Raw genomic sequence first — 21726 nt, 5'->3', positions numbered from 1 at the left:
ACCGGTCCCGGGGCCAGGTCATGGCGGACGCCCTGGTCGAGCGGGTCACCGGCACCCCGGGCGGGATCACCGGCATCGACCTCCAACTGGTGATGACGGACCGGACCCTGTTCCAGGGCGACAGCGAACCCGCCCGCCTTCCCGGCTACGGGATCGTCCCGGCCGGGTGGGCCCGCGCACTGCTCCTCGATGACAAAACCGAAGACGAGGCGGCCAAAGCAGGGAGGGAGGGGAGCGGAAGGAACTCGGCAGCCGCCGCTGGCGGCCATGCTTCCGGCCAGCGCGACGATTTTCCCGGCAAGCAAGACCTGGCCCTCTGGCTCCGCCGGCTGTACACCGCGCCCGGCACCGGGGAGCTCGTGGCGCTGGATTCGAAGGCCCGGCTCTTCCCGGCAGGGCTCAAACGCTTCCTCCAGGTCCGGGACGACACCTGCCGCACCCCGTATTGCGACGCGCCGATCCGCCATCACGACCACATCACCGCCTGGCACGACGGCGGCTCCACCAATGCCGGCAACGGCCAGGGGCTCTGCGAGGCCTGCAACCACACCAAGGAAACCCCCGGCTGGGCAGCCAAACCGGTACTGGGCCCACGCCATGCAGTCCGCCCCGCAGTCCAGACCCGGACCCCCACCGGCCACACCTACCACTCCACCGCGCCACCACTCCCCGGCACACTACGAACCGCGGCTTCCCCGGATGGCGCCTCAGCCACCCGTACCGGCACGCCCGCGCGCCGCCGTCGTGCACATAGCCCGCGCGCCAAGGCTCTCAAGCGTGCGCACTTCAACCAGCTGCTCCGGGTGTAGGAGTGCCGAGGGCCAAATTTTCCTGCCTACCCTCAGGGCGGAAGCGTAGAGTGGCCTAAGACGCCTGGTTCTGACCACCTTGCTGTGAGGGAGAGATCGTGACGATTGACTGGGATGAAAAGAAGGCCCTGCTACAAGAACCGAACATCGCGAAGGTAACCCAGCTTTGTGACGAGCTCATGGAGAGGAAGCCCGGTTCCACCGTCCCGTACATCGACCCCGTACACGACGAGGACGAATGCCGGATCGTCAGCCTGCAGGGCAGCCCCGGAAAAGGAACCGAGTCCGGCTTCGTCTCGCACAACAACGACGATGAAGCCGCCCGCCGTGCCACGCAGATCTACGAACTCGCTGAACTCGATCCCCGCTATGTCATGCCGTGGAACGCCTACCCCTGGGTCCGGGAGCCGGGCAGCCCGTCGGCGTTGAGCGTGCAGGAGAAAACTGACGGCCTGCGCGCGTTCCGCCAGTTCCTCAAGATCAACTCCCGCGTCTCAGCGATCATCGCCCACGGCACCGACGCCTCCGCCTTCCTCACCCTTTACGAAAAGACCTACCACTCGGCGCTGAAAAACAGCGGCATCAAGGTCTACAAGGCGACTGCGCTCGGAGGCCGCGCGTTCGCAGTCTCCGAGACCAAGCAGGAAGAGCTTCTGGCCAAGAACGTGGAGACCTATAAGGACGCCATGCAGCGGGCCGGCATCCAGCACCTGTGAGGCCTGCCGGGCGGCAGAAGGTGCTGGAATGGCTCCTGGCCAGCGACCCCGCCATCTGCTGGCAGGTTCTCCGCGACCTCACCGATGCTCCTGTCGCAAAGATCCGGGCCGAGCGGAACCGCGTTGCCGCCGAAGGCTGGGGCGCCCGTTTGCTCGCCCTGCAGGGACCGGACGGGCAGTGGGCCGGCGGCACCTACTGGCCGGCGGTGGATGACGATCCCGACAATCAGCCGTGGACCGCCACCACCTACAGCCTGTTGCTCCTGCGCGGCTTCGGCCTGGTTCCGGACAGCCCGGAGGCCCGTCATGCCATCGCTCAGGTCAGGGAGAACAGCCGCTGGGAAGAAGGCAACCAGCCGTTCTTCGAGGGTGAAGTGGAACCCTGTATCAACGGCATGGCCACAGCACTCGGTGCCTACTTCGGGGAAGACGTGGACAGCGTGGTGGAGCGCCTGACGCGGGAACAGCTGCCCGACGGGGGCTGGAACTGCGAGGCTGAACGCGGATCAACGCGCTCTTCATTCCACAGCACCATCTGCGTCCTTGAAGGAATACTGGAGTACGAGCTGGCCACTGGCGGGACGCACGGCTCCCGGGCTGCCCGGGAACGGGCTGAAGAGTACCTTCTGGAACGACGGCTGATGCGGCGGAAGTCGACGGGCGAACTCATCAATAGGGACTGGCTGAGCTTCTCCTACCCCACCCGCTGGTTCTACGACATCCTCCGGGGCCTGGACTACTTCCGGGGAACGGGAGCTGCCCCGGACGGGCGCCTGGCAGAGGCTGTGGACGTGGTCCGCTCAAAAGAGCAGCGGGACGGGACCTGGCTTTTGGAGAACACGCATCCCGGCAAGATTCACTTCCCGCTCGAGGACGGCGACGGACTGCCCAGCCGCTGGAACACCCTGCGTGCCATGCGTGTCCTGCGCTGGTTCGACGGTTCGTGAACCCGTCACAAGCGAGCTCTGCCTCACCCCTCGAGAAGACGCCGGCGGTGCTTCAGCTCCTTGACCCAGGCCCTGGTGACCATGTCCGGGAAGGGCGAGCCTCCGTCGTCGTTTCCTCTTTGGCCTTTGAGGACGGCAAAGGCCGTCCCAGCCTCAAGGTCGGCCACCAGCGGTCCCGACGCTTTCAACGCGAGTTCCAGCACCTTCACGGCCGCCCGCTCGGGTAGTCCAAGCTCCGTTGCCCAGCCAAGGAAGTGGCGCCGCGAGATCCCCGTGCGCTTGCCGTTCATGGTCAGCGCCAGGGTCTTGTCCCCGTAAACCACCGTGGAGGGAATGTCGTAGACCGGGGCAATAGCCCATTCGCCGTGCGGATTCCGGACCATGGAGACGTTCTTCGCGTGCAGGTCGCCATTGCCCGTCAGCCAGGCGAAGGCACCCTGGATGGCAAGGTTCCGGAGGGCAGGAAGCGGGGCCGAGCAGTGGTCTGCCAGCGCATGGCAGACCTGTCCGTAACCCACGTTGTACTTATCCGCCGGATACAGCTTCAGCACCTGCGCCCCGTCCTCAACAGGCAGGCGCAGCACGTCGTCCGGCTCTCCCCCAGGCCGGGGTACACGGTCGAAGCGTTCCACCAGCAGTCCCGGCCGGCCGGCGACGTCCCGGATCAGCTGGACACGGCTGAGCGGAATCCGCAGCCGGGCTGCGTAGCGGAACATGACCAGCTCATTCTCCACAACGTGCGGAAATTCGGGGGCGTTGAGTTTGAGGATGAACCGTTTGCCGGCGCTCGCCACCGGTAGCGAGATCATGCCTGCGGACAGCTTGTCCTGTACTCCGGCGAGCGCCACCGGGTCGATCAGGTCGGGGTCGCCCAGGAGCTGGCCGAAGTCCACTGGCTGCTGAGGATCCAGCTGCACGGCGTGCTCATCGGGGTCCAGCGGTTCCCCGTGCCCGACGATCTGAACGTCTCCCACGGGGTTGCCGCCGGCCGCGATGAGCAGGGACAGGTCATCGTCTGCACTGGTTTTGATGGAGCGCCGGAGCGCGTTGAGCCGGCGGCCCTCCGGCAGCAGGCCTGTGAAATAGGGCGGAGCGGCGCCCGCAGCAGACAGGACGGGCTCGCTGGTAAGCGGCAGGGAGGAAGCGACGGCGGGCCCCCCGGATGCGAGATAGGCCGGGAGGTAGCTGAACCGGGTTCCGCCGTCGTGCCTTTCCAGCCTCGCCGCCAGGATGCCGGCCTTGTAGATGTCGGCAATGCGGTGCGTCATCGTCCTGCGCCGTGGGAGCCCGCATCTGCGCGCGTGTCGGCGGAACTGATTTTTGTTGCGATGCGAAGCTCGAGCCCCAGTGTATTGAGGACAGCGATCAGCGAATCCAGCTGGATGCTGGGCTTTCCCTGCTCGACGAAGCGGATGAACCGTTCGGAGACACCGGCCAGGTCGGCCAGGTCGCGCTGCGTGATACCGAGGGCGCTCCGCCGTGAGCGCACTTCAAAAGCCAACGAGTCGGTGAATTCGTGGTCCATGCCAGTCCTATAGGTACGCTCGTGCCGGTCTGGGGCGTATCTGTAAGCCTACTCGGGAACTCGACCAGAAAATAGGGCAAACCGGCACGAACGTGCTGGTCTATCCGGCAGTCAGCGGGTGAGGATGCCAAGACTACGGCAACCTTGACGGGAACTTGAGCAGAAGCTGAGGGGTAGCGCCCAGCATTAAGGAGAAAGCTTCAGGTTTCTTCGAGGTCAAGCAGAGTGCCGCAGATTTCTGATGTGCCTATTCAAAGGGGACCTCCATCAAGAATCTAATCATCGCATCAGTCGCAACGGCCGGTCTGGTTGCAGGCTCGATAGCCGTAAGCGCAGCAGCCAACGCTGATAACGGCACGGTCGTCAGAATTGTGGACGGCGACACCTTGGTGGTGTCGATTAACAACGCGGATCACACAATCCGTCTGCTGAACGTGGACACCCCAGAGACCAAGGACCCGAACCAGCCTGTCGAATGCCTCGGGCCGCAGGCCACTGATTACCTTGCCAGCACCCTTCCGCCGGGCACCTCCGTTCGCCTTGAGTTCGACAAGGACCGGCACGACCGCTTCGGCCGGACTCTCGCAGGCGTATTCGCTCCAGACGGCACTCTCGTCAACGCAGAAATCGCCCGTGAGGGACTGGGCATACCCGTCCAGTACGACGGGAACGTCAAGTTCCTGCCGCCTGTGGAAGAAGCTTATGAGGAAGCCCGAAGCGCGAAGACGGGGCTCTTCTCCGAAACCATCGCTTGCACACTACCGGCGCAGCTCGCCCAGACTGCGCAGGCGCTCGAAGAAGCTGCCGGTGCTGCACCTGCAGCCACTTCGGCCGCCGCCGGCGCGGCCGCCGCACTGCTCGTGACCCAGCTGGCAACCGCAAAGTCTCTACGGGCAGTCTTTGCTGCGACCAAGGCCTCAAACAGGGCGATCTATTGGGCTGGGCTTTCCGCTGCCGCAACTGCGGCCGCATTGTCTGTCCTCGACAGCAAGATCTCGACGGGGGAGCAGAAGAGGGACGAATTCAAGTCGCAGCAGTCGACGTTGGCGGCAGCTGAAAAGAAGGCGGAAGAAGAACGCCTGGCAGCTGAAGCCCGCGCTGCAGCAGAAAAGAAGGCCGCGGAGGAACGTGCGGCTGCTGAGAAGAAGGCTGCCGACGAAGCAGCTGCCGCGGCCAAGGCAGCCGCAGAGGAGGCGGCCCGGCAGGCCGCTGCGGAAGCAGAGCGGCTCCGTAGGCTGCCCGTACCGGCGCCATACGTGGCCCCGGCTCCCCAGCCATACGTTCCACCGGCTCCTGCCCCGTATGTACCACCGGCACCGTCCAAATACACAGGTCCGAGGTGTTATGCACCGGGCGGGAAGACCTGGAGCCCCTGCTAAACACCCAACGACAGCGGGTCCGAGAGCTTGAATGCTCTGGGCAACCTGCAGAATGCCGTTTTCCATGCCTCCGGCGATGGCCTTTGGTGCTGCCGCAGCACCAAAGGGTGGTCACATATCTGGTGACCTACGCGCAGAACCTTATCGACGAGTTCTCGCGCCGTGACGCCAACCCGCACATCGCGATCTCCGTGGACCGCGCACGGGTCAGCTCGAAATACTCCGAGTTCCACTCGCGCCCTCGGCCCCGGGAATTGACACCAGTTGTGACCCCTGCCATATTTTAATGCGTGAACCTGTCAGACAGCCGGACAGCAGGACAGCCTGCGGCTTCTCCCCTCGCGCGCCTCAGTGCTGCCGAAGCAGTGTTCAACGCCATCCGCGGCGATATCGAGTCCGGCCTGGTCCCTGTGGGTGGCAAGCTCAGCTCGGAAGCCGCCCTCGCCCAGCAGTACGGGGTGAGCCGCTCGGTCATCCGCGAAGCGCTCCGCTCCTGCACCGCCCTGGGCCTTACGGTGACCCGGACCGGCAAGGGCACGTTCGTCGTCGCCAACAAGGTGGCCAACGACCTCACCCTCGGCCAATATTCAGCACGCGACCTGACCGAGGCCCGCCCGCACATCGAGGTTCCTGCAGCCGGACTGGCGGCCGAACGTCGTACCGACGAGGAACTGGAAACCCTCCGCCACATCGTGGCCGCCATGACTACGGAAGCCGACCCGGAATCCTGGGTTTCCCTCGACTCAAGCTTCCACGCAGCCATCGCACGCGCCAGCGGCAACAAGGTGTTCGCCAGCGTGGTGGCCGATATCCGTGACGCGTTGGCCCACCAGTCGGAAACCCTGAACATGGTGGCCGACCGGCAGCACGCCTCAGACATCGAACACCAGCAGATCCTCGCCGCCATCGAGGCCGGCTCCGCCACCAGGGCGAGCGCGGCCATGGCCAACCACCTTCGCGCCGTGGGCGAGGCCCTCGACTCCATCCTCAACAACTAGCCACAAAGCAACCACCCAAGGACCCCATGCCCTCCCCTGTGTTTTCCGCTGCCCGCGCTGCTGCCCCGGCTCCATCGAGCCTCCCGCAGCACGCTCCCCTGGTCGCCGCCATCCGTGACGGACTGGTGGAGAGCATCCACTACGGCTCGGCCATCGCCCTCGCCGCGGACGGTTCCACCCTGGCAACCGCAGGGGATCCGGAAACCCCCTTCTACCCCCGGTCCTCGCTCAAGCCGCTGCAGGCCGTCGCCATGGTCCGCGCCGGACTCGAGCTCCCGGCAGACCTTCTGGCCCTGGCCGCCGCCAGCCACTCCGGGGCCGCGGAACACCGGGACGGCGCCCTGCGAATCCTCACAATGTACGGCCTGTCCGCCACCGACCTGGAAAACAGCACCGACCTCCCCTATGGCGTGTCCGAACGCGAGGACTGGCTACGCAGCGGCGGCCGTGCCACACAACTCACTCAGAACTGCTCAGGCAAGCACGCCGCCATGGCCGCCACCTGCGTCATCAACGGCTGGCCGGTCCAGGGTTACCTCCACCCGTCCCACCCGCTGCAGCAACTCGTCCGGACCACCGTGACCGGCCTGACCGGCGAGGAACCTACAGCCTTCAGCACCGACGGCTGCGGAACGCCGCTCTTCGCCTTGACCCTCCGGGGCATGGCCCGTGCGTTCGGCCGCATCGCCCAGGCAGCCGGACCCTTCAAGACCGCGGACGACGGCGGCAGCGCGGAAGCCGCCGTTGGGCTCGCCATGCAGCAGCATCCGGAGATGGCGGCCGGGGAGGGGCGCGACGTCACGGACCTCATGCGCCTGCTCCCCGGCGCCGTCGCCAAGGACGGCTTCGAAGGCGTCCAGCTAGTGGGCCTGTCCGACGGCCGGGCCGTGGCCGTTAAAATTTCCGACGGCGGCGACCGCGCACGGATGCCCGCCACGGTAGGGATGCTGGAGGCCCTTGGCGTCAACGCGGAACCCCTCGACGCCATCGCCACAGCGCCGGTAATCGGCGGCGGGCACCAGGTGGGCCTGCTGCAGGCCACCGACTTTTTGAACCACAACCCGTCCACGCCCGACAACGAAGCCCTGTGAGGACCCCCATGACCATCATTGAACCCGCTGCGGACGTCAGGTCCGAACACGACCTGCTCGGCGACCGCGACGTCCCGGCCGACGCCTACTGGGGTGTCCACACCCTCCGGGCGGTGGAGAACTTCCCCATCACCGGCCAGAAGCTCTCCTCCAACATCCACCTGGTCCGCGGCCTCGCAGCGGTGAAGCTCGCAGCGGCACGCACCAACCGGGAGCTCGGGCTTCTGGACGCGGAACGCGCAGACGCCATCGAACAGGCGTGCCAGGACATCCTGGACGGCCGGTTTGCCGACCAGTTCGTCGTGGACGTCATCCAGGGCGGCGCCGGCACGTCGTCGAACATGAACGCCAACGAGGTCATCGCCAACCGTGCCCTGGAAATCCTGGGCCACCCCAAGGGCGACTACGCACGGCTGCACCCGAACGACCACGTCAATCTCAGCCAGTCCACCAACGACGTCTACCCCACAGCCGTGAAGCTGGGCACCATCTTCGCCGCCCGGGAACTGGTGGACGCCCTGGCCGAACTCGAGGAAGCCTGCGCCGCCAAGGCCCTCGAGTTCCGCACCGTAGTGAAGATGGGCCGCACCCAGCTGCAGGACGCCGTGCCCATGACCCTGGGCCAGGAATTCGGCACCTACGCCATCACTATTGGTGAAGACCGGCTGCGCCTCGCCGAAGCAGAACTGCTCATCCACGAAATCAACCTCGGCGCCACTGCCATCGGCACGGGCCTGAACGCGCCGGCGGGCTACGCCGAGGCAGCCTGCCGGCACCTGGCCGAGGTGACGGGCCTGCCGCTGGTCACCGCCGTCGACCTCATTGAGGCCACCCAGGATGTGGGCGCCTTCGTCCACCTCTCCGGTGTTCTGAAGCGGGTGGCCGTGAAGCTCTCCAAGATCTGCAACGACCTCCGCCTCCTTTCGTCCGGCCCGCGTGCGGGCTTCGGCGAAATCAACCTGCCGGCCGTCCAGTCCGGCTCCTCCATCATGCCCGGCAAGATCAACCCGGTGATCCCGGAAGTGGTCTCCCAGGTGGCCTACGAAGTCATCGGCAACGACGTGACCATCACCATGGCCGCCGAAGCCGGGCAGCTCCAGCTGAACGCCTTCGAGCCCGTCATTGTCCACAGCCTCCACAAGAGCATTTCCCACCTGGAAGCAGCATGCCGCACCCTTACCGCCCGCTGCATCCGGGGCATCACCGCCAACACCGAACACCTCCGCCGCACGGTGGAGCAGTCCATCGGCCTGGTCACAGCCCTCAATCCCCACCTGGGCTATGCCACCGCCACCGCCATCGCGAAGGAAGCACTGGCCACCGGCAAGGGTGTGGCCGAACTCGTCCTTGAGCACGGGCTCCTCACCGGCGCCCAGCTCCAGGAACTCCTTAGCCCCGAACGCCTCGCCAACTTGAGCAAATAGGACACCCCATGACAACTTCCCCCATCACAGACCACACCGTGCCGCCACAGGCGCATGCTTCGGAGCGGGCGCTGCACGCTGAGGACAAGGGCTACCACAAGAACCTCAAGCCCCGGCAGATCCAGATGATCGCGATCGGCGGCGCGATCGGCACCGGCCTGTTCCTGGGCGCCGGCGGCCGCCTGAACGCAGCCGGCCCGTCCCTGGTCATCGCCTACGCGGTGTGCGGTTTCTTCGCGTTCCTGATCCTGCGCGCCCTGGGCGAACTGGTCCTGCACCGCCCCTCCTCGGGCTCCTTCGTCTCCTACGCCCGCGAATTCTTCGGCGAAAAAGCAGCGTTCGTGTCCGGCTGGTTCTACTGGATCAACTGGGCCACCACCACCATCGTGGACATCACCGCCGCCGCCCTCTACATGAACTTCTTCGGCAACTACATCCCCTGGATGGCAGCCGTCCCGCAATGGGCCTGGGCACTGATCGCCCTCCTCGTCGTCCTCGCCCTGAACCTGGTCTCGGTCAAGGTCTTCGGCGAAATGGAATTCTGGTTCGCCCTGATCAAGGTCGCAGCCCTGGTCATCTTCCTCATCGTCGGCACCTACTTCGTCATCTTCGGCACCCCCGTGGACGGCCAACAGGTCGGCTTCAGCCTCATCAGCGACAACGGCGGAATCTTCCCCAACGGCCTGCTGCCCATGATCATCCTCATGCAAGGCGTCCTGTTCGCCTACGCCTCCATCGAACTGGTGGGCACCGCCGCCGGCGAAACCGAAAACCCCGAAAAAATCATGCCCAAGGCCATCAACTCCGTGGTCTTCCGCATCGCCGTGTTCTACGTCGGCTCCGTCATCCTGCTCGCCCTGCTGCTGCCCTACACCTCCTACGAAAAGGGCGTCAGCCCCTTCGTGACCTTCTTCGGCTCCATCGGCATCCAGGGCGTGGACGTCATCATGAACCTCGTCGTCCTCACCGCAGCCCTGTCCTCACTGAACGCCGGGCTCTACTCCACCGGCCGGATCCTGCGCTCCATGTCCGTCAACGGCTCCGCCCCCAAATTCGCCTCCCGGATGAACAAAGCAGGCGTCCCCTACGGCGGCATCGCCATCACCGCCGGCGTCTCCCTCCTGGGCGTCCCGCTGAACTACCTCGTCCCGGCCCAGGCCTTCGAAATCGTCCTCAACGTCGCCTCCGTAGGCATCATCATGACCTGGGCCACCATCGTCCTGTGCCAGATCCAACTCAAACGCTGGGCCGACAAAGGCTGGCTCAAACGCCCCTCCTTCCGCATGATCGGCGCCCCCTACACCGGCTACCTCTCCCTCCTCTTCCTCCTCGGCGTCCTGGTCATGGTCTTCATCGACTCCCCCCTGACCATGCTCGTCACCGCCATCGCCTCAATCCTGATGGTCTTCGGCTGGTACGCCTGCCGCAAACGCATCCACGAAATCGCCGAAACCCGCGACGGCTACACCGGAATCTCTCCCGTGGTGGCGAACCCGCCGGCAGAGACCTTCAAAAAGTAACGCCCGGCAACCAGCCAGCGCGAACGTCCGACGGCGGCACCCCGGGGCTCCTGAATTTTGGAACCTGGGGTGCCGCCGTCGGGTTTTAAGGGACCGGCTTGCAGGCTAGCGTGACGGTTTTACCACCATCGCCGATCCTCCGCCCCGCCGTACGGGTTCGGCTGCAGCTACCGTGCGGCCGTCCGGGAGGAACTCGATGGCCGTGGCGGCGCCGAGTTCGGCAACGGAGCTGAAGGCCGGGTGGCCGTACTCTTTGAGCTGGCTTTCGTAGGCGGCGATGAAAGCCGGTTCGGCCTGCGGTGTTGCCGAGTTGCGCTGGGAAGCGCGCGGTGCGGCAAGTGCCTCAGAGATACTCATGCCGAGATCGATGCGGTTGATGAGTGTCTGCAGCACCGTGGTGATGATGGTTGCACCGCCCGGCGAGCCAAGCGCGACGAACGGCTTGCCGTCCTTGAGCACGATGGTGGGCGACATAGACGAGCGCGGCCGCTTGCCCGGTTCGATGCGGTTGGGGTCCGTTTCGCTGTACACCGGGGAAAAGTCCGTCAGCTCGTTATTGAGGATGAAGCCCCGGCCAGGGACCACAATGCCGGAACCACCGGTCTGCTCAATGGTGAGCGTGTACTCCACAACGTTGCCCCACCTGTCAGAAACGGTGAGGTTGGTAGTGGAAAGCTGTTCCGTGTCGGTCCGATTGCTCTGGACAGCTGCCGGCAGCTCGCAGGCACCGTCGTAGGACCTTACGTCGCCAGCGGGAACCGGCTTCGGCGCTGCCTTTGCCGGATCAATCTCACAGGCGCGTTCCTTTCCGAAGACCGGGTCCAGCAGTGCCGCCGTGGGGACGTCCACAAAGGCCGGGTCTCCCACGTACGCGCCGCGATCTGCGAAGGCCAGGGCACTGGCTTCGAGATAGTGGTGGAGGACCTTGGGCTGGTCCTGCCGCAGGGACGGCAGGTCGAAGACCTCCAGGATGTTCAGGGCCTCGCCCACGGTGGTGCCGCCACTGCTGGAAGGCGCCATGCCGTAGACGTCGTAGCCACGGTAGTTCACGTGGGTGGGGTCCTGGTCAAGAGCCTCGTAGGCATCCAGGTCTTCAGTGGTCATGACGCCTGCAGGCCCCGGAAGGGCTGCGGGATCCGGGTTTGAGGGGGCGGTCCGGACGGTGGTGACGATTTCCTCCGCGATCGAACCTTCGTAGAAGACGTCTACACCCTCCCTTGCCATGAGCCGGTATGTCTCGGCGAGACCGTGGTTTTTCAGGATGGATCCGACAGCGGGTGCATCGTTATCCGGCCCCGGAAGGAATAGCTGCCGGGTTGCGTCGAATGGCAGGAAGCGGTCCCTGTTCTCCAGCGTCTGCTGACGGAATGTTTCGTCAACCACGAAGCCCCGGTTCGCCACCTGGATTGCAGGCTTCAATGTTTCCCGAATGCTCATGCTGCCCCAGCGATCCAAAGCCCGCTCCCACGTGGCAGGCGTGCCGGGCACGCCGACGGAAATCCCGCTCGTGGCCTGCTTCCGAAACGGATATGCCGCTCCGGTCGCCTTGTTGATGAACGCGTCCCTGGGCATTGCAGCGGGCGCGGTTTCGCGGCCGTCGATCGTGCTGACTTTGCCCCTCTTCGCGTCGTAATAAACAAAGTAGCCGCCGCCGCCGATGCCGGCGCTGTATGGCTCAGTGACGCCGAGGGTGGCGGCCGCTGCCACGGCAGCATCCACAGCGTTGCCACCCTTGCGCAGGATTTCGATCGCTGCAGCAGATGCGTCCACGTCGACGGTGCTCACGGCGCCGCCGTAGCCCGTTGCCGTGGGGGTCTTTTGAATGTTGTCCTTCTGCTGCTGCTGGTGGGCAGAGGCGGGGCTCATGATCGCCCCGGTGGTCACGCTCATCGCCAACGCTGCCGTTACTGCAGCAAACCGGCGTCCCAGATGTGGCATGGTTGCTCCTGATGGGGGTGCGGGTGAGGTGGGCCACACGTTACTCCTCGGGCATGGGACACTCAACGCCTGCGCCTACCTAACCGGAGCCCGTTGCAGGGCGCGTCACGCAACGGGCCCGCAACCTGCCGAAGACGGCCGATCGCTTATGCTTCCTGTGCAGCCACCGCGCTCAGGCGGGGAGCTCACGACAGCAGTTCAATGACGAACCACCCGGGAGAAACAGATGACCAACTGGCGGATCAGGGATTTCCACTCGGCGGACCTGGACGGGATCCTGCACCTCTGGGAGACCCTGAAGGCGAGCAACGTCGAACCGGTCTATGCCCTTTCCGAGGTGCTGGCGTCCTGTGAAAAGGACCATGCAGTCGTCGCCGTGCAGGGCGAGCAGGTGGTGGGCGCCGCCGTCGGACGCGCCGCACATGACCAGGGCTGGATCGTCTTCCTGGCCACCCTCCCCGAATACCGCGGCCGCGGGATCGGCACTTCGCTCCTGGCAGCCGTCGAAAACCGCATGGCTCCACACGGACTAAACAAACTCTCTGCCCTGATGCCGGAATCGGAGACCCGGGTGGAAGCCTTCCTGGGCCGCGGCTTCGCATTGAAAAAGAACCTGCGCTACTTCGAACGGACCATCCCCGTCCAGCGGCAGGAACTCGGCGCGCTGGGCCAGCTGGGCGGACGCGTCCTGGCCCGGGACCTCTGGGAGAACGTGGCCGGGATGCACCGGGAAAAGGAGCTGCTGGAACGCCGCCTGGTGCTTCCGCTGGCCGAGGCCGACCTGGCTGATGAATTCGGCGTGGTCCCGCCGCGCGCCGTCGTACTCTTTGGTCCGCCAGGTACCGGCAAGACAACCTTCGCCAAGGCCATCGCCTCCCGGCTGGAATGGCCCTTCGTGGAAGTGTTCCCCTCCCGCCTGGCGGCCGACCCGCAGGGCCTGGCCGGGGCGCTGCGCGAGACGTTCCTGGAAATCGCGGAACTGGAACACGCCGTGGTGTTCATCGACGAGGTGGAGGAAATCGCCTCGCAGCGTTCCGGCGAGCCGCCGTCGCCGCTGCAAGGCGTCACCAACGAACTCCTGAAGATCATCCCGGCCTTCCGCGAACAGCCCGGCAGGCTGCTGGTGTGCGCCACGAACTTCATCCGGGCGCTGGACTCCGCGTTCCTGCGGCACGGCCGGTTCGACTACGTAATCCCCATCGGGCTGCCGGACCGGCAGGCGCGCGAAGCCATGTGGCAGCGCTTCATTCCCGCGCCCGTGGTGGATGCCGTGGACGTTGAGCTCCTGGTGGAGCGCACCGAGGGCTTCTCCCCCGCGGACATCGAGTACGCGGCCCGCAGCGCCTCCCAGCGCGCGCTTGAAAACGCTGTCTACGGTAACGACAGCGACGGCGGGCTGGCCTCCGGAGCCGGGCCGTCGGTCCGGGAGGCGGTTCGGAAAGGCCCGTCCACCCAGGACTACCTGGACGCCATCGCCGACACCCGGACCACCGTCAGCAAGGAAGTCCACCAGGACTTCCTTGAAGACATCGACGTTCTGGGACGCGTATAACCAGCCCGTGTCTAGGGCAAGTAATCTTTGAGGCATGTCCTCGAACCCTCTTCGGCATGCCTTTGCGCGCATGGGCGGCCGTGACCCCCATGAGAAGCACCGGGCCGCCACTCCCCTTGAGCTCTTCTTCGACCTGACCTTCGTTATCGCCTTCGGGGTGGCGGGCAGCCAGTTCGCCCACGAGATCGCCGAGACCCACTTCGCGGCGGGGCTCCTGGGGTTCGCTTTCGCGATGTTCGCGGTGATCTGGGCCTGGATCAACTTCACCTGGTTCGCCAGCGCCTATGACACGGACGACTGGGTGTTCCGGGTGGTCACCATGGTCCAGATCGTGGGGGTGCTGATCCTCACCATGGGGATCGAGCCGATGTTCCACTCGATCGCCGAGGGCCACCACGTGGACAACCGGGTGATCGTGGCCGGGTACGTACTCATGCGGCTCGCCCTGGTGGCCCAGTGGGTCAGGGCGTCCCGACAGGACCCGGCGCGCCGGCAGACTTGCCTGCGCTACGCCCGGTACCTGGCCCTCGTGCAGCTCGGCTGGATCGCCGTGCTGATCGTCGAGACCGACGTGGCCACCACATTCCTCCTGGTCATCCCCCTGGTTGCACTGGAAATGGCCATCCCCTACGCCGCGGAGCGCAGCGAGAGGACTCCGTGGCACGCTCACCATATCGCTGAACGCTACGGCCTGCTGGCCATCATCGCCCTGGGGGAGTGCCTGATTGGCGCCATTGAAACCCTCCGGGCCATCGTGGCCAACCACGGCTGGAGCGTGGACGCGGCACTGGTCGGCTTCGGCGGTACGGCGCTGGCCTTCGGGATGTGGTGGGTGTACTTCATGCTTCCGGCGGGACGGGCCCTGCACGTCCGGCGGCACCGCTCGTTCCTCTTCGGCTACGGGCACATCCCCATCTTCGCCGCGATCGCAGCCACCGGGGCCGGGCTCCACGTTGCGGCTTACTACATCGACCATGAGGCGCACGTCAGTGCAGCCGCGGCCGTGGCGTCCATTGCCATCCCGGTTGCTGTCTTCAAACTGGCGCTGACCTGGCTGTACAGCGTGATGATGGGTCCGGACAGGACCGTAATCGCCGTGGCAGGCGGAATCATGGCGGTCCTGGCAGGCGCCGTCGGCCTCGCGGCTTTGGGGGCCTCGGTCCCGGTGTGCATGCTGGTCATCGTGCTTGGGCTGGCGGCGTCGATTGTTATTGATGAGCGGCGCGGGACCGAGCGCCTGCATACTGCGTTGCAGCGGCTCGAGTCAGGAGAACCTGCCCGCCCGGCCTAAATCCGCCCCGCCTAAATCCGTCCCGGGCGGCGCTATTGCTTGCCGTACTTCCGGTGTACAGCCTGCTTGCTGACCCCAAGGCACAGGGCGATGGCTTCCCAGGACAGCCCGGCCTGCCGGGCATTCCGCACCAGGGCAGATTCCGCCCGGCTGACTTCCTTCTGCAGTTCGGCCACCGCATACAGGGCCTCGGCGGGCCCTTTGCCGTCCATCGATCCAACCAGTGTCTTCATCCGCTCCACCTCCACGCCGTCAACATTAGTTGACGGCCGCCGGACCGTCAACCCATGTTGACGCCGGCCCCGGCCAGACCCATGGGTCCCGGGGCAGCCTGGAGGGGTTGAAGGCTTCCAGTGCCTGGTGGAGCGTCCCCGGGGGGAGGCCGAGTGATCGCAGGAGCCGGGCGCGCACGGCGTCAGCGGGGACGCCGGCCTTCGCCAAGTCGGTGATGGTGACAGCTCCGTCGCGCTTGGCCAGGCGGGCGCCGTCGGAGTTAACCACGAGCGGAACGTGCGCATATTCCGGTAAGGGAATATTCAGCAGCGCGGCCAGGTAGGCCTGCCGCGGAGTGGAGGGAAGCAGATCGTCGCCGCGGACCACCTGGTCGATGCCTTGCTCCGCATCGTCCACTACCACGGCCAGGTTGTAGGCCACCACACCGTCGTTCCGGCGCAGTACAAAGTCGTCCACCACGCCCGTGAAGTCACCGTGCAACATATCCCGCACGGTGTATTCGCCGACATCCGACCGGAGGCGGATGGCCGCGGGACGGAGGGAACGCTTGAACTCCAGCTCCGCGGCATCCAGGTTGCGGCAGGTTCCGGGGTAGGCACCCTGCGGGGCGTGCGGGGCTGACGGCGCCTCCTGGATTTCCCGGCGGGTGCAGAAGCACTCATAGGTCAGGCCCGCGCTTCGCAGCCGGGTGATGGCATCCTCGTAGAGCCGGCCCCGGGCAGTCTGCCGGACCACGCCGCCGTCCCAGGTCACGCCCATTACCGCAAGGTCCCGCAGCTGCGCAGCCTCCGCCCCGGCGCGCGCACGGTCCAGATCCTCAACCCGGAGCAGGAAGGCACGTCCGGTGGACCGGGCAAACAGCCATGCCAGGATGGCCGTGCGCAAATTGCCCACATGCAGCTCGCCGGAAGGACTGGGAGCGAAGCGGCCGGCGGAGGTCATGGATCCAGCCTATGCGGAACAGCACAAGAGCCCCTCAGCTACCGATTGCTGCCGAAACCCGGTGATCGGTGGCTCAGGGGCCCTTGCCGTGAAAGGTGCGGAATGACGATGCGTGAACAAGAGTCAATCAGCGGCGGCCTCCTTGCGGGAGGCGTTTCTGCAGCCTCCGGGTGGTGTTCCGGAAAGCCCGTGGCCTGCGGGGTCCGGCGGTAGCCGTTTCCCATTTGCCAACATTTCAGCAGCCCACCTACAGTTGGTGCAACCGGCAGGGCTTCCACTGGTCACTTTGACTAATTTCCCTCGCGACAACGAGACAGGAACTGATCAGATTGCAGGAACTGGACGCTACGGACAAGCGAATCCTCCGGGCACTTGACGAGGACCCGCGGGTGCCCATCATGGTGCTTGCCCAGCGGCTGGGGCTGGCCCGCGGGACGGTGCAATCCCGGCTGGAGCGGATGACTGCTTCCGGCGCGCTCCGCGCCAACAGCAGCAGGGTGCTGCCCGCCGCCCTGGGGCGCGGCGTTGCGGCAGCCGTCAGCGCCGAGCTCGACCAGAGCCACCTCAACGAGGCCATCGCGGCCCTTCGCGAAATCCCGGAGGTCCTCGAATGCCACGCCCCGGCCGGGGATACCGACCTTCTGATCCGGGTAGTGGCCACCAGCCCGGACGACCTCTACCGGGTTTCCGAAGAGATCAGGCTGTGCCCGGGCATCGTGCGCACCTCCACCAGCATGTTCCTCCGGGAAGTCATCCCGTACCGCACCACCGGATTGCTTGCGGCCGATTGACCCGCCTCGGCTGCCGACGAGCAGGAGAAGGCCATCAACCGGCGGCGGTGCGGGCGGCACCGGCCCGGGTGGTTATGGAGGCGCAGGGGGCGCAGGTGGTGGTTCAGGGGCCGGGCCCTGGCCGATCCGCAAGCCGCATCGTTCACATGCTTCCCGCGGACTGACAGGACGGCTACACCGGCGGGCCCGCGTTCGACTTCAGGTTCTTCATCACCAGCGTGGATGTCAGGCGTTCCACGCCGGGCAGGGACGTCAGCTCGGCGTCGTAGAACCGCTGGTAGGCCGGCAGGTCCTCGGCGATGACCTTCAGCAGGTAGTCGGGCGAGCCGAAGAGCCGCTGCGCCTCCACGATGTTGGGATGGTCCGACACCCGTTGCTCAAAGATCTCCATGGTGGGCCGGTCCACCTGCCGGAGCGTGACGAACACGATCGCCTCAAAGCCCAGGCCCACGGCAGCAGCATCAATGTCCGCCTTATACCCGCGGATGACGCCTGACTGCTCCAGGTCACGCAGCCGCCGGTGGCACGGCGCCACGGTCAGGCCCACCTTGGCGGCAAGCGCCGTGGCAGTGATCCTGCCGTCCTCTTTCAGGTGGCGCAAAATGTTTCGGTCAATCGCGTCAATCACGCAATAATGTTACTGCCCGAGCCGTGTGGCGAGCGAAAAAGGGACAGCACTTCCGCGCGGAAAATCCCTATCGTTTCTCCTGAGAGAACCGACGGGAGAAACGCAATGAATCCGGAGCTGTTCCTGGCCTTCATTTTGGTGGCCGCCGCCCTGGCCTGCACGCCGGGCGTGGACTGGGCGTACTCCATCACGGCCGGCCTCCGGCAGCGCAGCTTCGTTCCCGCAGTGGCCGGGCTCTGTGGCGGCTACGTCCTCCACACCGTCCTGCTGGTGGCGGGACTGGCGGCCGTGCTGGCCGGTACGCCAGGCGTCCTGGGCTGGATCACCCTGGCCGGCGCCGGATACCTGATGTGGCTGGGTGTCAGCACCCTGCGATCGTGGCGCGGTGCCTCCTTCAGCGCGGCAGACGCCGTCGTACGTCCAGCCGGAAGCCAGCTGAGAACCTTCCTGCAAGGCATGGGCACCAGCGGCATCAACCCCAAGGGCCTCCTCTTCTACCTGGCCCTGATCCCGCAGTTTGTCAGCGCGGAGGCATCCCTGCCGGTGCCGGTGCAGTCGGGACTGCTGGGCATGACGTTCGTGGCGCTGGCGGGCCTGGTGTATACGGCCGTTGCGCTGCTCTCCCGCACCCTCCTGCAGAGCCGGCCCGGGGCAGCCCGCGCCGTCACCCTGGCCAGCGGCATCATTATGGTGCTGCTGGGTGTGGTCCTGCTGGGCGAGCAACTGCTACCGCTGCTCGCTTCCGCAGCTAGTCCTCGCTGAGCTTTTTCCAGTCCTGTTCCCAGATCCGCCGCATCTCCTCATCCTTGCGGATGGGGATGGGAGCCGCTATCTCCCGCTGCGGTTCAGGATCCGGCCGGTGCCGGCCCCAGTCGCGGGGGTTCAGGGACCGCCGGCTGGATTCCAGGACCAGCAGCGCACGGTCGGTCAGGGCGTCGTTGCGCAGCGCTATGTGCGTCTTGCGACGGCGCAGGACCTCGCCGATCGCCTCACGGGCGGCCTCATAGCGCCCCTCCCGCCGCAGGGCGCGCGCCCGCACCAGCAGCAACGCCGCGGAAAGATCGTCCGCGTTGAGCAGCCCTTCGGTCCAGTCGATCACCGTCCGGCTGCGTCCGAGCGTCAAGGCCAGCGAGCAGCGCGCCAGGGCCATGGGGAGCGACGGCGGCAGGCCGGTCAGCGCGTCCAGAGCCGCTTCCGTCCGGCCGGTTTCGCGCAGAGAGTGGGACAACGCAAGAAACACGGATTCCTCGCTGAAAAGGACGGGTATCTCCACGCGTTCGGCAAGTTCGATCCGGGTGACGATCCTGGTGAGGTACGTGGACGAGTAGCGGTTCGCGTCGTCGTCGTTGCGGATGGTGAGCCCGCGGTGCAGGAGTTCGGAAGCTCGCAGGTAGCCGCCGTGCTTGTACACGAGCAGCCCGGCCATCAGGTAGCACAGTCCCGCCCAGCCCGGGTAGGCGCGCGCCAGCGCGATCAGCCGCTCGGGTTCCCGGCTGGTGAAAACGGCGTCATGGACAGCCTTGGCAGGCTTGGGCAGGAGAAGTTTCAAGCGGGGGACGTCGCCGTCAACCGACAGCAGGGCCGGGTTCCGGCCGCCCATCACGCCGCTGAGCAGGCCTTCCACGCCGCCGGCCAGGTCATGGACGGGCGTGCGCAACTGGGGGCGGCCAAAGGGGGTGAGGTCCCGGCTGTCCCAGTAGATCGGTGCAGTGTCCCCGGCGGTCATCTTTCCATGCTAACCGGGACATGGCGGTGGATCGGCCCTTGTCCCGCCGGCTGATTTCAGGAAAGGTAACTAGCATCGTTAGCAGTTCCCAGCACCAGCACAGGGGAGAACGCCATGCAGATCGACAAGTCCCAGATCCTTGAGTTCCTGCGGTCCCAGGGGGACCACGAGAAGGCAGACCGGGCTGACACGGAACTGCCGGACCAGGTGGATACGGACCGGCATTCGGACCTGCTGTCCAAGCTCGGCATCAACCCCGCGGAGCTGCTGGGCAAGCTTCCCGGCGGGCTGGGCGACAAGCTCGGGGGGCTGGGCATCTAGCAGGCCTCTCCCCTAGTGGACGTAGGGGCGGTCCGGTTCTGTCGCCTGCGTGATCTCGGGTGAAGCCATGAGGAGGCCCACCCTGCTGCCGCTGTCCGGATTGCGGGCGAATTGCCCTGACACCGTTACCCAGCTGTCGGCCGCGTACCGCTCCCGCCAGCCAGGGCTGTAGACGGGCACCCCCACCGGCTGGGCATCGACAGTGCAGCAGGTGACCACGAACCGGGTGACATAGAAGACGTTCTGCGGATCGTCCCTGGCAGCTGTGACGAACCCTGTCACGGTGGCGGTTTTGCCGGTGAAATAGTCGTCTCCAGGACTGCGCCGGAGCAGGGACGCCCACTCCCGCACACCGAATCCTGACGGGTCTTCCTCAACCAGCCTGGCGGTCATGGCCGGCCCAAGGGTTCCGGAAACGTTGAGGTCCCGCTGGAGCGCTGCCGAAGAGGACAGCGTGGCCGGCGGCAGGACCAGCAGCCCCACCACGGCGGCGGCCACGGCCAGCAGGCTTCCTGCAGCGCGAAGCCGGCCCGGGCCTGCATTTCCCTCACCGAGCCGGCTTTCGTGATGGGCGTGCGTGCCGCCGTCGTCATGGCTTTCACCGGCATCGGGCGGGACCAGGAGGAACGCGGCTACGGACACCACGGCCGCCAGCACGGCCATCGCCACAGTGAAGGGCACGTAGCGGGGATGGATGTAGAGCTCCAGCTTGCCGCTGGCGGCAAGCCCCAGGGTCGCGGCGATACCGGTCAGGCTCAGCATCACGCCCTGCCGTCCTGCCAATCCCTTAGCCAGCAAAGTTCATCACCACCCCCAGGACGGCGCAGCAGGAACCGATCAGCAGCACCAGGCGCAGGAGCGTTCCGGCGGTGAAGGTAGTGCGGAGCAGTGCCAGCATCTTGACGTCCAGCATGGGTCCGAGGACAAGGAACGCCACGATGGACCCCGGCAGGAACGTGGCTCCGAAGGACAGGATGAAAAAGGCGTCCACCGTGGAACAGATGGACACCACGAAGGCCAGCGCCATCAGGGCCAGCACGGACCACAGGGGGTCACTTCCCAGCCTTACCAGTATGTCCCGCGGCACCGCGACCTGGATCAGGCCGGCCAGGGCTGAGCCGGCAAACAGGGCGGGCATCATGGCGTTGCTCTCGCGCGAGAACAGCTGGAGGCTGCGCCGCAGCCTGCCTTCGGTCTGCTGCCCGCGCCCGTCCGCGGCGCAGGCGTCCTCGAAGCTGGGCCGCAGGACTCCGGCCGCCTCCCGCCTGCTGTAGAGCCAGCCCACGAGGTTGGCGATGAGGAAGCCGCCGGCGATGCGCCCGGCGAGGATGCCGTTGTCCGAACCGAACGCCTGCTGCGTGGTGATGATGGTGACCGGATTGAGGATGGGCGCCGCGAAAAGGAACGTCATGGACTCCCCCACGCCCAGGCCCTTGAGCATCAGCCCGCGGGCCATCGGGACGTTCCCGCATTCGCATACCGGCATCAGCATGCCCAGGAAGGAGAGCACCACTCGACGCAGCGCAGGGTTGGCGGGAAGCCTGCGGTACAGGACGTCGGGCGGCAGCCACACCTGCACAAGAACCGAAACCAGGATGCCCAGGAAGACGAACGGCAGCGACTCGATGACCACGCTGATGGCGAGGGTGAAAAAGTCCCTTGCCGTCGTTTCGAGCCCGGTGAACGCACCCGGGATCAGCGAGCGGACGGCGAAGGCCAGCAAGACGGCGATGGCCAGGGCCAGTACGATGTTGAGGCGCCGCCAGCGCAGGTCCCTGTCGCGGGCAGCCGCCCCAGGGGCGACCTGTTGCGTCTCGACAGCCGGGGACGACCGCACTGTCGCCCGGCGCTCCCGTCGGGGCTGCCTCATGCAGGAATCGTAGGGGCGCGGGGC

The 21726-nt window shown here is 66.2% G+C and carries 23 protein-coding genes; 14 read left to right on the top strand and 9 right to left on the bottom strand.

The genetic code is table 11. The features are described 5' to 3' along the window. The 3 genes from AC5RUU_RS06140 to AC5RUU_RS06130 all read left to right on the top strand — a co-directional run. Nucleotides 1-809 (top strand): HNH endonuclease (locus AC5RUU_RS06140; RefSeq protein WP_493974323.1); only part of this gene is annotated, 809 nt, incomplete at its 5' end. A gap of 98 nt (nucleotides 810-907) precedes the next feature. After that, complete coding sequence (locus AC5RUU_RS06135) at nucleotides 908-1525, top strand: uracil-DNA glycosylase family protein (RefSeq protein WP_493974322.1); 618 nt, start codon at nucleotides 908-910, stop codon at nucleotides 1523-1525. Continuing rightward, nucleotides 1522-2472 carry a prenyltransferase/squalene oxidase repeat-containing protein gene (locus tag AC5RUU_RS06130; RefSeq protein ID WP_493974321.1) on the top strand — a complete coding sequence of 317 codons (951 nt, stop codon included), beginning with the start codon at nucleotides 1522-1524 and terminating at the stop codon, nucleotides 2470-2472. The genes AC5RUU_RS06135 and AC5RUU_RS06130 overlap by 4 nt, the downstream gene beginning before the upstream one ends. A 23-nt stretch (nucleotides 2473-2495) precedes the next feature. Here the strand turns inward: AC5RUU_RS06130 and AC5RUU_RS06125 are convergent, their stop codons facing one another. Both AC5RUU_RS06125 and AC5RUU_RS06120 read right to left on the bottom strand, forming a co-directional pair. Further along, on the bottom strand, nucleotides 2496-3740 hold the full coding sequence (locus AC5RUU_RS06125; RefSeq protein WP_493974320.1) for a type II toxin-antitoxin system HipA family toxin: 1245 nt from the start codon (nucleotides 3738-3740) through the stop codon (nucleotides 2496-2498). Then, on the bottom strand, nucleotides 3737-3997 hold the full coding sequence (locus AC5RUU_RS06120) for a helix-turn-helix transcriptional regulator (RefSeq protein ID WP_493974319.1): 261 nt from the start codon (nucleotides 3995-3997) through the stop codon (nucleotides 3737-3739). Before AC5RUU_RS06120 ends, AC5RUU_RS06125 begins: the two co-directional genes overlap by 4 nt. Nucleotides 3998-4368: 371 nt before the next feature. Between AC5RUU_RS06120 and AC5RUU_RS06115 the strand changes: the two genes are divergently transcribed. The 6 genes from AC5RUU_RS06115 (at nucleotide 4369) to AC5RUU_RS06090 (ending at nucleotide 10409) form a co-directional block, all read left to right on the top strand. Continuing rightward, nucleotides 4369-5376, top strand: a complete 1008-nt coding sequence (locus AC5RUU_RS06115; protein WP_493974318.1) for a thermonuclease family protein — start codon at nucleotides 4369-4371, stop codon at nucleotides 5374-5376. Nucleotides 5377-5483: 107 nt separating this feature from the next. Continuing rightward, nucleotides 5484-5663 (top strand): hypothetical protein, encoded by a 180-nt coding sequence (locus AC5RUU_RS06110; RefSeq protein WP_493974317.1) that lies wholly within the window; start codon nucleotides 5484-5486, stop codon nucleotides 5661-5663. Between the two features lie 3 nt (nucleotides 5664-5666). Beyond that, a complete protein-coding gene (locus tag AC5RUU_RS06105) occupies nucleotides 5667-6374 on the top strand; it encodes a FadR/GntR family transcriptional regulator (RefSeq protein ID WP_493974316.1) in 708 nt (235 codons plus the stop codon). Nucleotides 6375-6400: 26 nt separating this feature from the next. After that, nucleotides 6401-7465: an asparaginase gene (locus AC5RUU_RS06100; protein WP_493974315.1), complete on the top strand. Its 1065-nt coding sequence runs from the start codon at nucleotides 6401-6403 to the stop codon at nucleotides 7463-7465. A gap of 8 nt (nucleotides 7466-7473) precedes the next feature. Next, nucleotides 7474-8889 carry an aspartate ammonia-lyase gene (gene aspA, locus AC5RUU_RS06095; RefSeq protein ID WP_493974314.1) on the top strand — a complete coding sequence of 472 codons (1416 nt, stop codon included), beginning with the start codon at nucleotides 7474-7476 and terminating at the stop codon, nucleotides 8887-8889. Nucleotides 8890-8897: 8 nt separating this feature from the next. Continuing rightward, complete coding sequence (locus tag AC5RUU_RS06090) at nucleotides 8898-10409, top strand: amino acid permease (protein ID WP_493974313.1); 1512 nt, start codon at nucleotides 8898-8900, stop codon at nucleotides 10407-10409. A 105-nt stretch (nucleotides 10410-10514) separates the two neighbouring features. Here the strand turns inward: AC5RUU_RS06090 and ggt are convergent, their stop codons facing one another. Further along, the gene (gene ggt / locus AC5RUU_RS06085; RefSeq protein ID WP_493974312.1) at nucleotides 10515-12347 is read right to left on the bottom strand and encodes a gamma-glutamyltransferase; all 1833 of its coding nucleotides are present in this window, start codon (nucleotides 12345-12347) and stop codon (nucleotides 10515-10517) included. A 226-nt stretch (nucleotides 12348-12573) separates the two neighbouring features. On the opposite strand from ggt, the gene AC5RUU_RS06080 reads away from it, so the two are divergent. After that, entirely contained in the window at nucleotides 12574-13899 is a 1326-nt protein-coding gene (locus AC5RUU_RS06080) for an ATP-binding protein (RefSeq protein ID WP_493974311.1), read from the top strand. 34 nt (nucleotides 13900-13933) lie between these two features. Further along, the gene (locus AC5RUU_RS06075) at nucleotides 13934-15190 is read left to right on the top strand and encodes a low temperature requirement protein A (RefSeq protein ID WP_493974310.1); all 1257 of its coding nucleotides are present in this window, start codon (nucleotides 13934-13936) and stop codon (nucleotides 15188-15190) included. Nucleotides 15191-15222: 32 nt separating this feature from the next. Here AC5RUU_RS06075 and AC5RUU_RS06070 read toward each other — a convergent pair whose 3' ends face one another. Beyond that, nucleotides 15223-15423, bottom strand: a complete 201-nt coding sequence (locus AC5RUU_RS06070) for an AsnC family protein (RefSeq protein ID WP_493974309.1) — start codon at nucleotides 15421-15423, stop codon at nucleotides 15223-15225. Nucleotides 15424-15448: 25 nt separating this feature from the next. Further along, a complete protein-coding gene (gene gluQRS / locus AC5RUU_RS06065; protein ID WP_493974308.1) occupies nucleotides 15449-16366 on the bottom strand; it encodes a tRNA glutamyl-Q(34) synthetase GluQRS in 918 nt (305 codons plus the stop codon). A 329-nt stretch (nucleotides 16367-16695) separates the two neighbouring features. Between gluQRS and AC5RUU_RS06060 the strand changes: the two genes are divergently transcribed. Further along, a complete protein-coding gene (locus AC5RUU_RS06060; protein WP_493974307.1) occupies nucleotides 16696-17157 on the top strand; it encodes an Lrp/AsnC family transcriptional regulator in 462 nt (153 codons plus the stop codon). A gap of 172 nt (nucleotides 17158-17329) precedes the next feature. Here AC5RUU_RS06060 and AC5RUU_RS06055 read toward each other — a convergent pair whose 3' ends face one another. Then, the gene (locus AC5RUU_RS06055) at nucleotides 17330-17785 is read right to left on the bottom strand and encodes an Lrp/AsnC family transcriptional regulator (RefSeq protein WP_493974306.1); all 456 of its coding nucleotides are present in this window, start codon (nucleotides 17783-17785) and stop codon (nucleotides 17330-17332) included. A gap of 105 nt (nucleotides 17786-17890) precedes the next feature. On the opposite strand from AC5RUU_RS06055, the gene AC5RUU_RS06050 reads away from it, so the two are divergent. Beyond that, entirely contained in the window at nucleotides 17891-18547 is a 657-nt protein-coding gene (locus AC5RUU_RS06050) for a LysE family translocator (RefSeq protein ID WP_493974305.1), read from the top strand. On the opposite strand, the gene AC5RUU_RS06045 is transcribed toward AC5RUU_RS06050, so the two are convergent. After that, nucleotides 18534-19511 carry a hypothetical protein gene (locus AC5RUU_RS06045; protein WP_493974304.1) on the bottom strand — a complete coding sequence of 326 codons (978 nt, stop codon included), beginning with the start codon at nucleotides 19509-19511 and terminating at the stop codon, nucleotides 18534-18536. The genes AC5RUU_RS06050 and AC5RUU_RS06045 overlap by 14 nt on opposite strands. 114 nt (nucleotides 19512-19625) lie before the next feature. Between AC5RUU_RS06045 and AC5RUU_RS06040 the strand changes: the two genes are divergently transcribed. Next, entirely contained in the window at nucleotides 19626-19832 is a 207-nt protein-coding gene (locus tag AC5RUU_RS06040; RefSeq protein ID WP_493974303.1) for a hypothetical protein, read from the top strand. 12 nt (nucleotides 19833-19844) lie between these two features. Here the strand turns inward: AC5RUU_RS06040 and AC5RUU_RS06035 are convergent, their stop codons facing one another. After that, nucleotides 19845-20594, bottom strand: a complete 750-nt coding sequence (locus AC5RUU_RS06035; RefSeq protein WP_493974332.1) for a TIGR03943 family putative permease subunit — start codon at nucleotides 20592-20594, stop codon at nucleotides 19845-19847. A 25-nt stretch (nucleotides 20595-20619) separates the two neighbouring features. Then, complete coding sequence (locus tag AC5RUU_RS06030) at nucleotides 20620-21702, bottom strand: permease (protein ID WP_493974302.1); 1083 nt, start codon at nucleotides 21700-21702, stop codon at nucleotides 20620-20622. Nucleotides 21703-21726 lie beyond the last annotated feature (24 nt).

Source organism: Arthrobacter sp. K4-10C, from assembly GCF_059090085.1.
This window is presented reverse-complemented; position numbering and strand designations above follow the sequence as displayed.

Excerpts from the sequence above, each read along its gene's own strand:
- AC5RUU_RS06125 (WP_493974320.1), bottom strand. The coding sequence starts at position 3,740 with ATGACGCACCGCATTGCCGACATCTACAAGGCCGGCATCCTGGCGGCG.
- AC5RUU_RS06120 (WP_493974319.1), bottom strand. The coding sequence starts at position 3,997 with ATGGACCACGAATTCACCGACTCGTTGGCTTTTGAAGTGCGCTCACGG.
- AC5RUU_RS06100 (WP_493974315.1), top strand. The coding sequence starts at position 6,401 with ATGCCCTCCCCTGTGTTTTCCGCTGCCCGCGCTGCTGCCCCGGCTCCA.
- aspA (WP_493974314.1), top strand. The coding sequence starts at position 7,474 with ATGACCATCATTGAACCCGCTGCGGACGTCAGGTCCGAACACGACCTG.
- AC5RUU_RS06090 (WP_493974313.1), top strand. The coding sequence starts at position 8,898 with ATGACAACTTCCCCCATCACAGACCACACCGTGCCGCCACAGGCGCAT.
- ggt (WP_493974312.1), bottom strand. The coding sequence starts at position 12,347 with ATGCCACATCTGGGACGCCGGTTTGCTGCAGTAACGGCAGCGTTGGCG.
- AC5RUU_RS06080 (WP_493974311.1), top strand. The coding sequence starts at position 12,574 with ATGACCAACTGGCGGATCAGGGATTTCCACTCGGCGGACCTGGACGGG.
- AC5RUU_RS06075 (WP_493974310.1), top strand. The coding sequence starts at position 13,934 with ATGTCCTCGAACCCTCTTCGGCATGCCTTTGCGCGCATGGGCGGCCGT.
- AC5RUU_RS06070 (WP_493974309.1), bottom strand. The coding sequence starts at position 15,423 with ATGAAGACACTGGTTGGATCGATGGACGGCAAAGGGCCCGCCGAGGCC.
- gluQRS (WP_493974308.1), bottom strand. The coding sequence starts at position 16,366 with ATGACCTCCGCCGGCCGCTTCGCTCCCAGTCCTTCCGGCGAGCTGCAT.
- AC5RUU_RS06050 (WP_493974305.1), top strand. The coding sequence starts at position 17,891 with ATGAATCCGGAGCTGTTCCTGGCCTTCATTTTGGTGGCCGCCGCCCTG.
- AC5RUU_RS06045 (WP_493974304.1), bottom strand. The coding sequence starts at position 19,511 with ATGACCGCCGGGGACACTGCACCGATCTACTGGGACAGCCGGGACCTC.
- AC5RUU_RS06040 (WP_493974303.1), top strand. The coding sequence starts at position 19,626 with ATGCAGATCGACAAGTCCCAGATCCTTGAGTTCCTGCGGTCCCAGGGG.
- AC5RUU_RS06035 (WP_493974332.1), bottom strand. The coding sequence starts at position 20,594 with ATGCTGAGCCTGACCGGTATCGCCGCGACCCTGGGGCTTGCCGCCAGC.
- AC5RUU_RS06030 (WP_493974302.1), bottom strand. The coding sequence starts at position 21,702 with ATGAGGCAGCCCCGACGGGAGCGCCGGGCGACAGTGCGGTCGTCCCCG.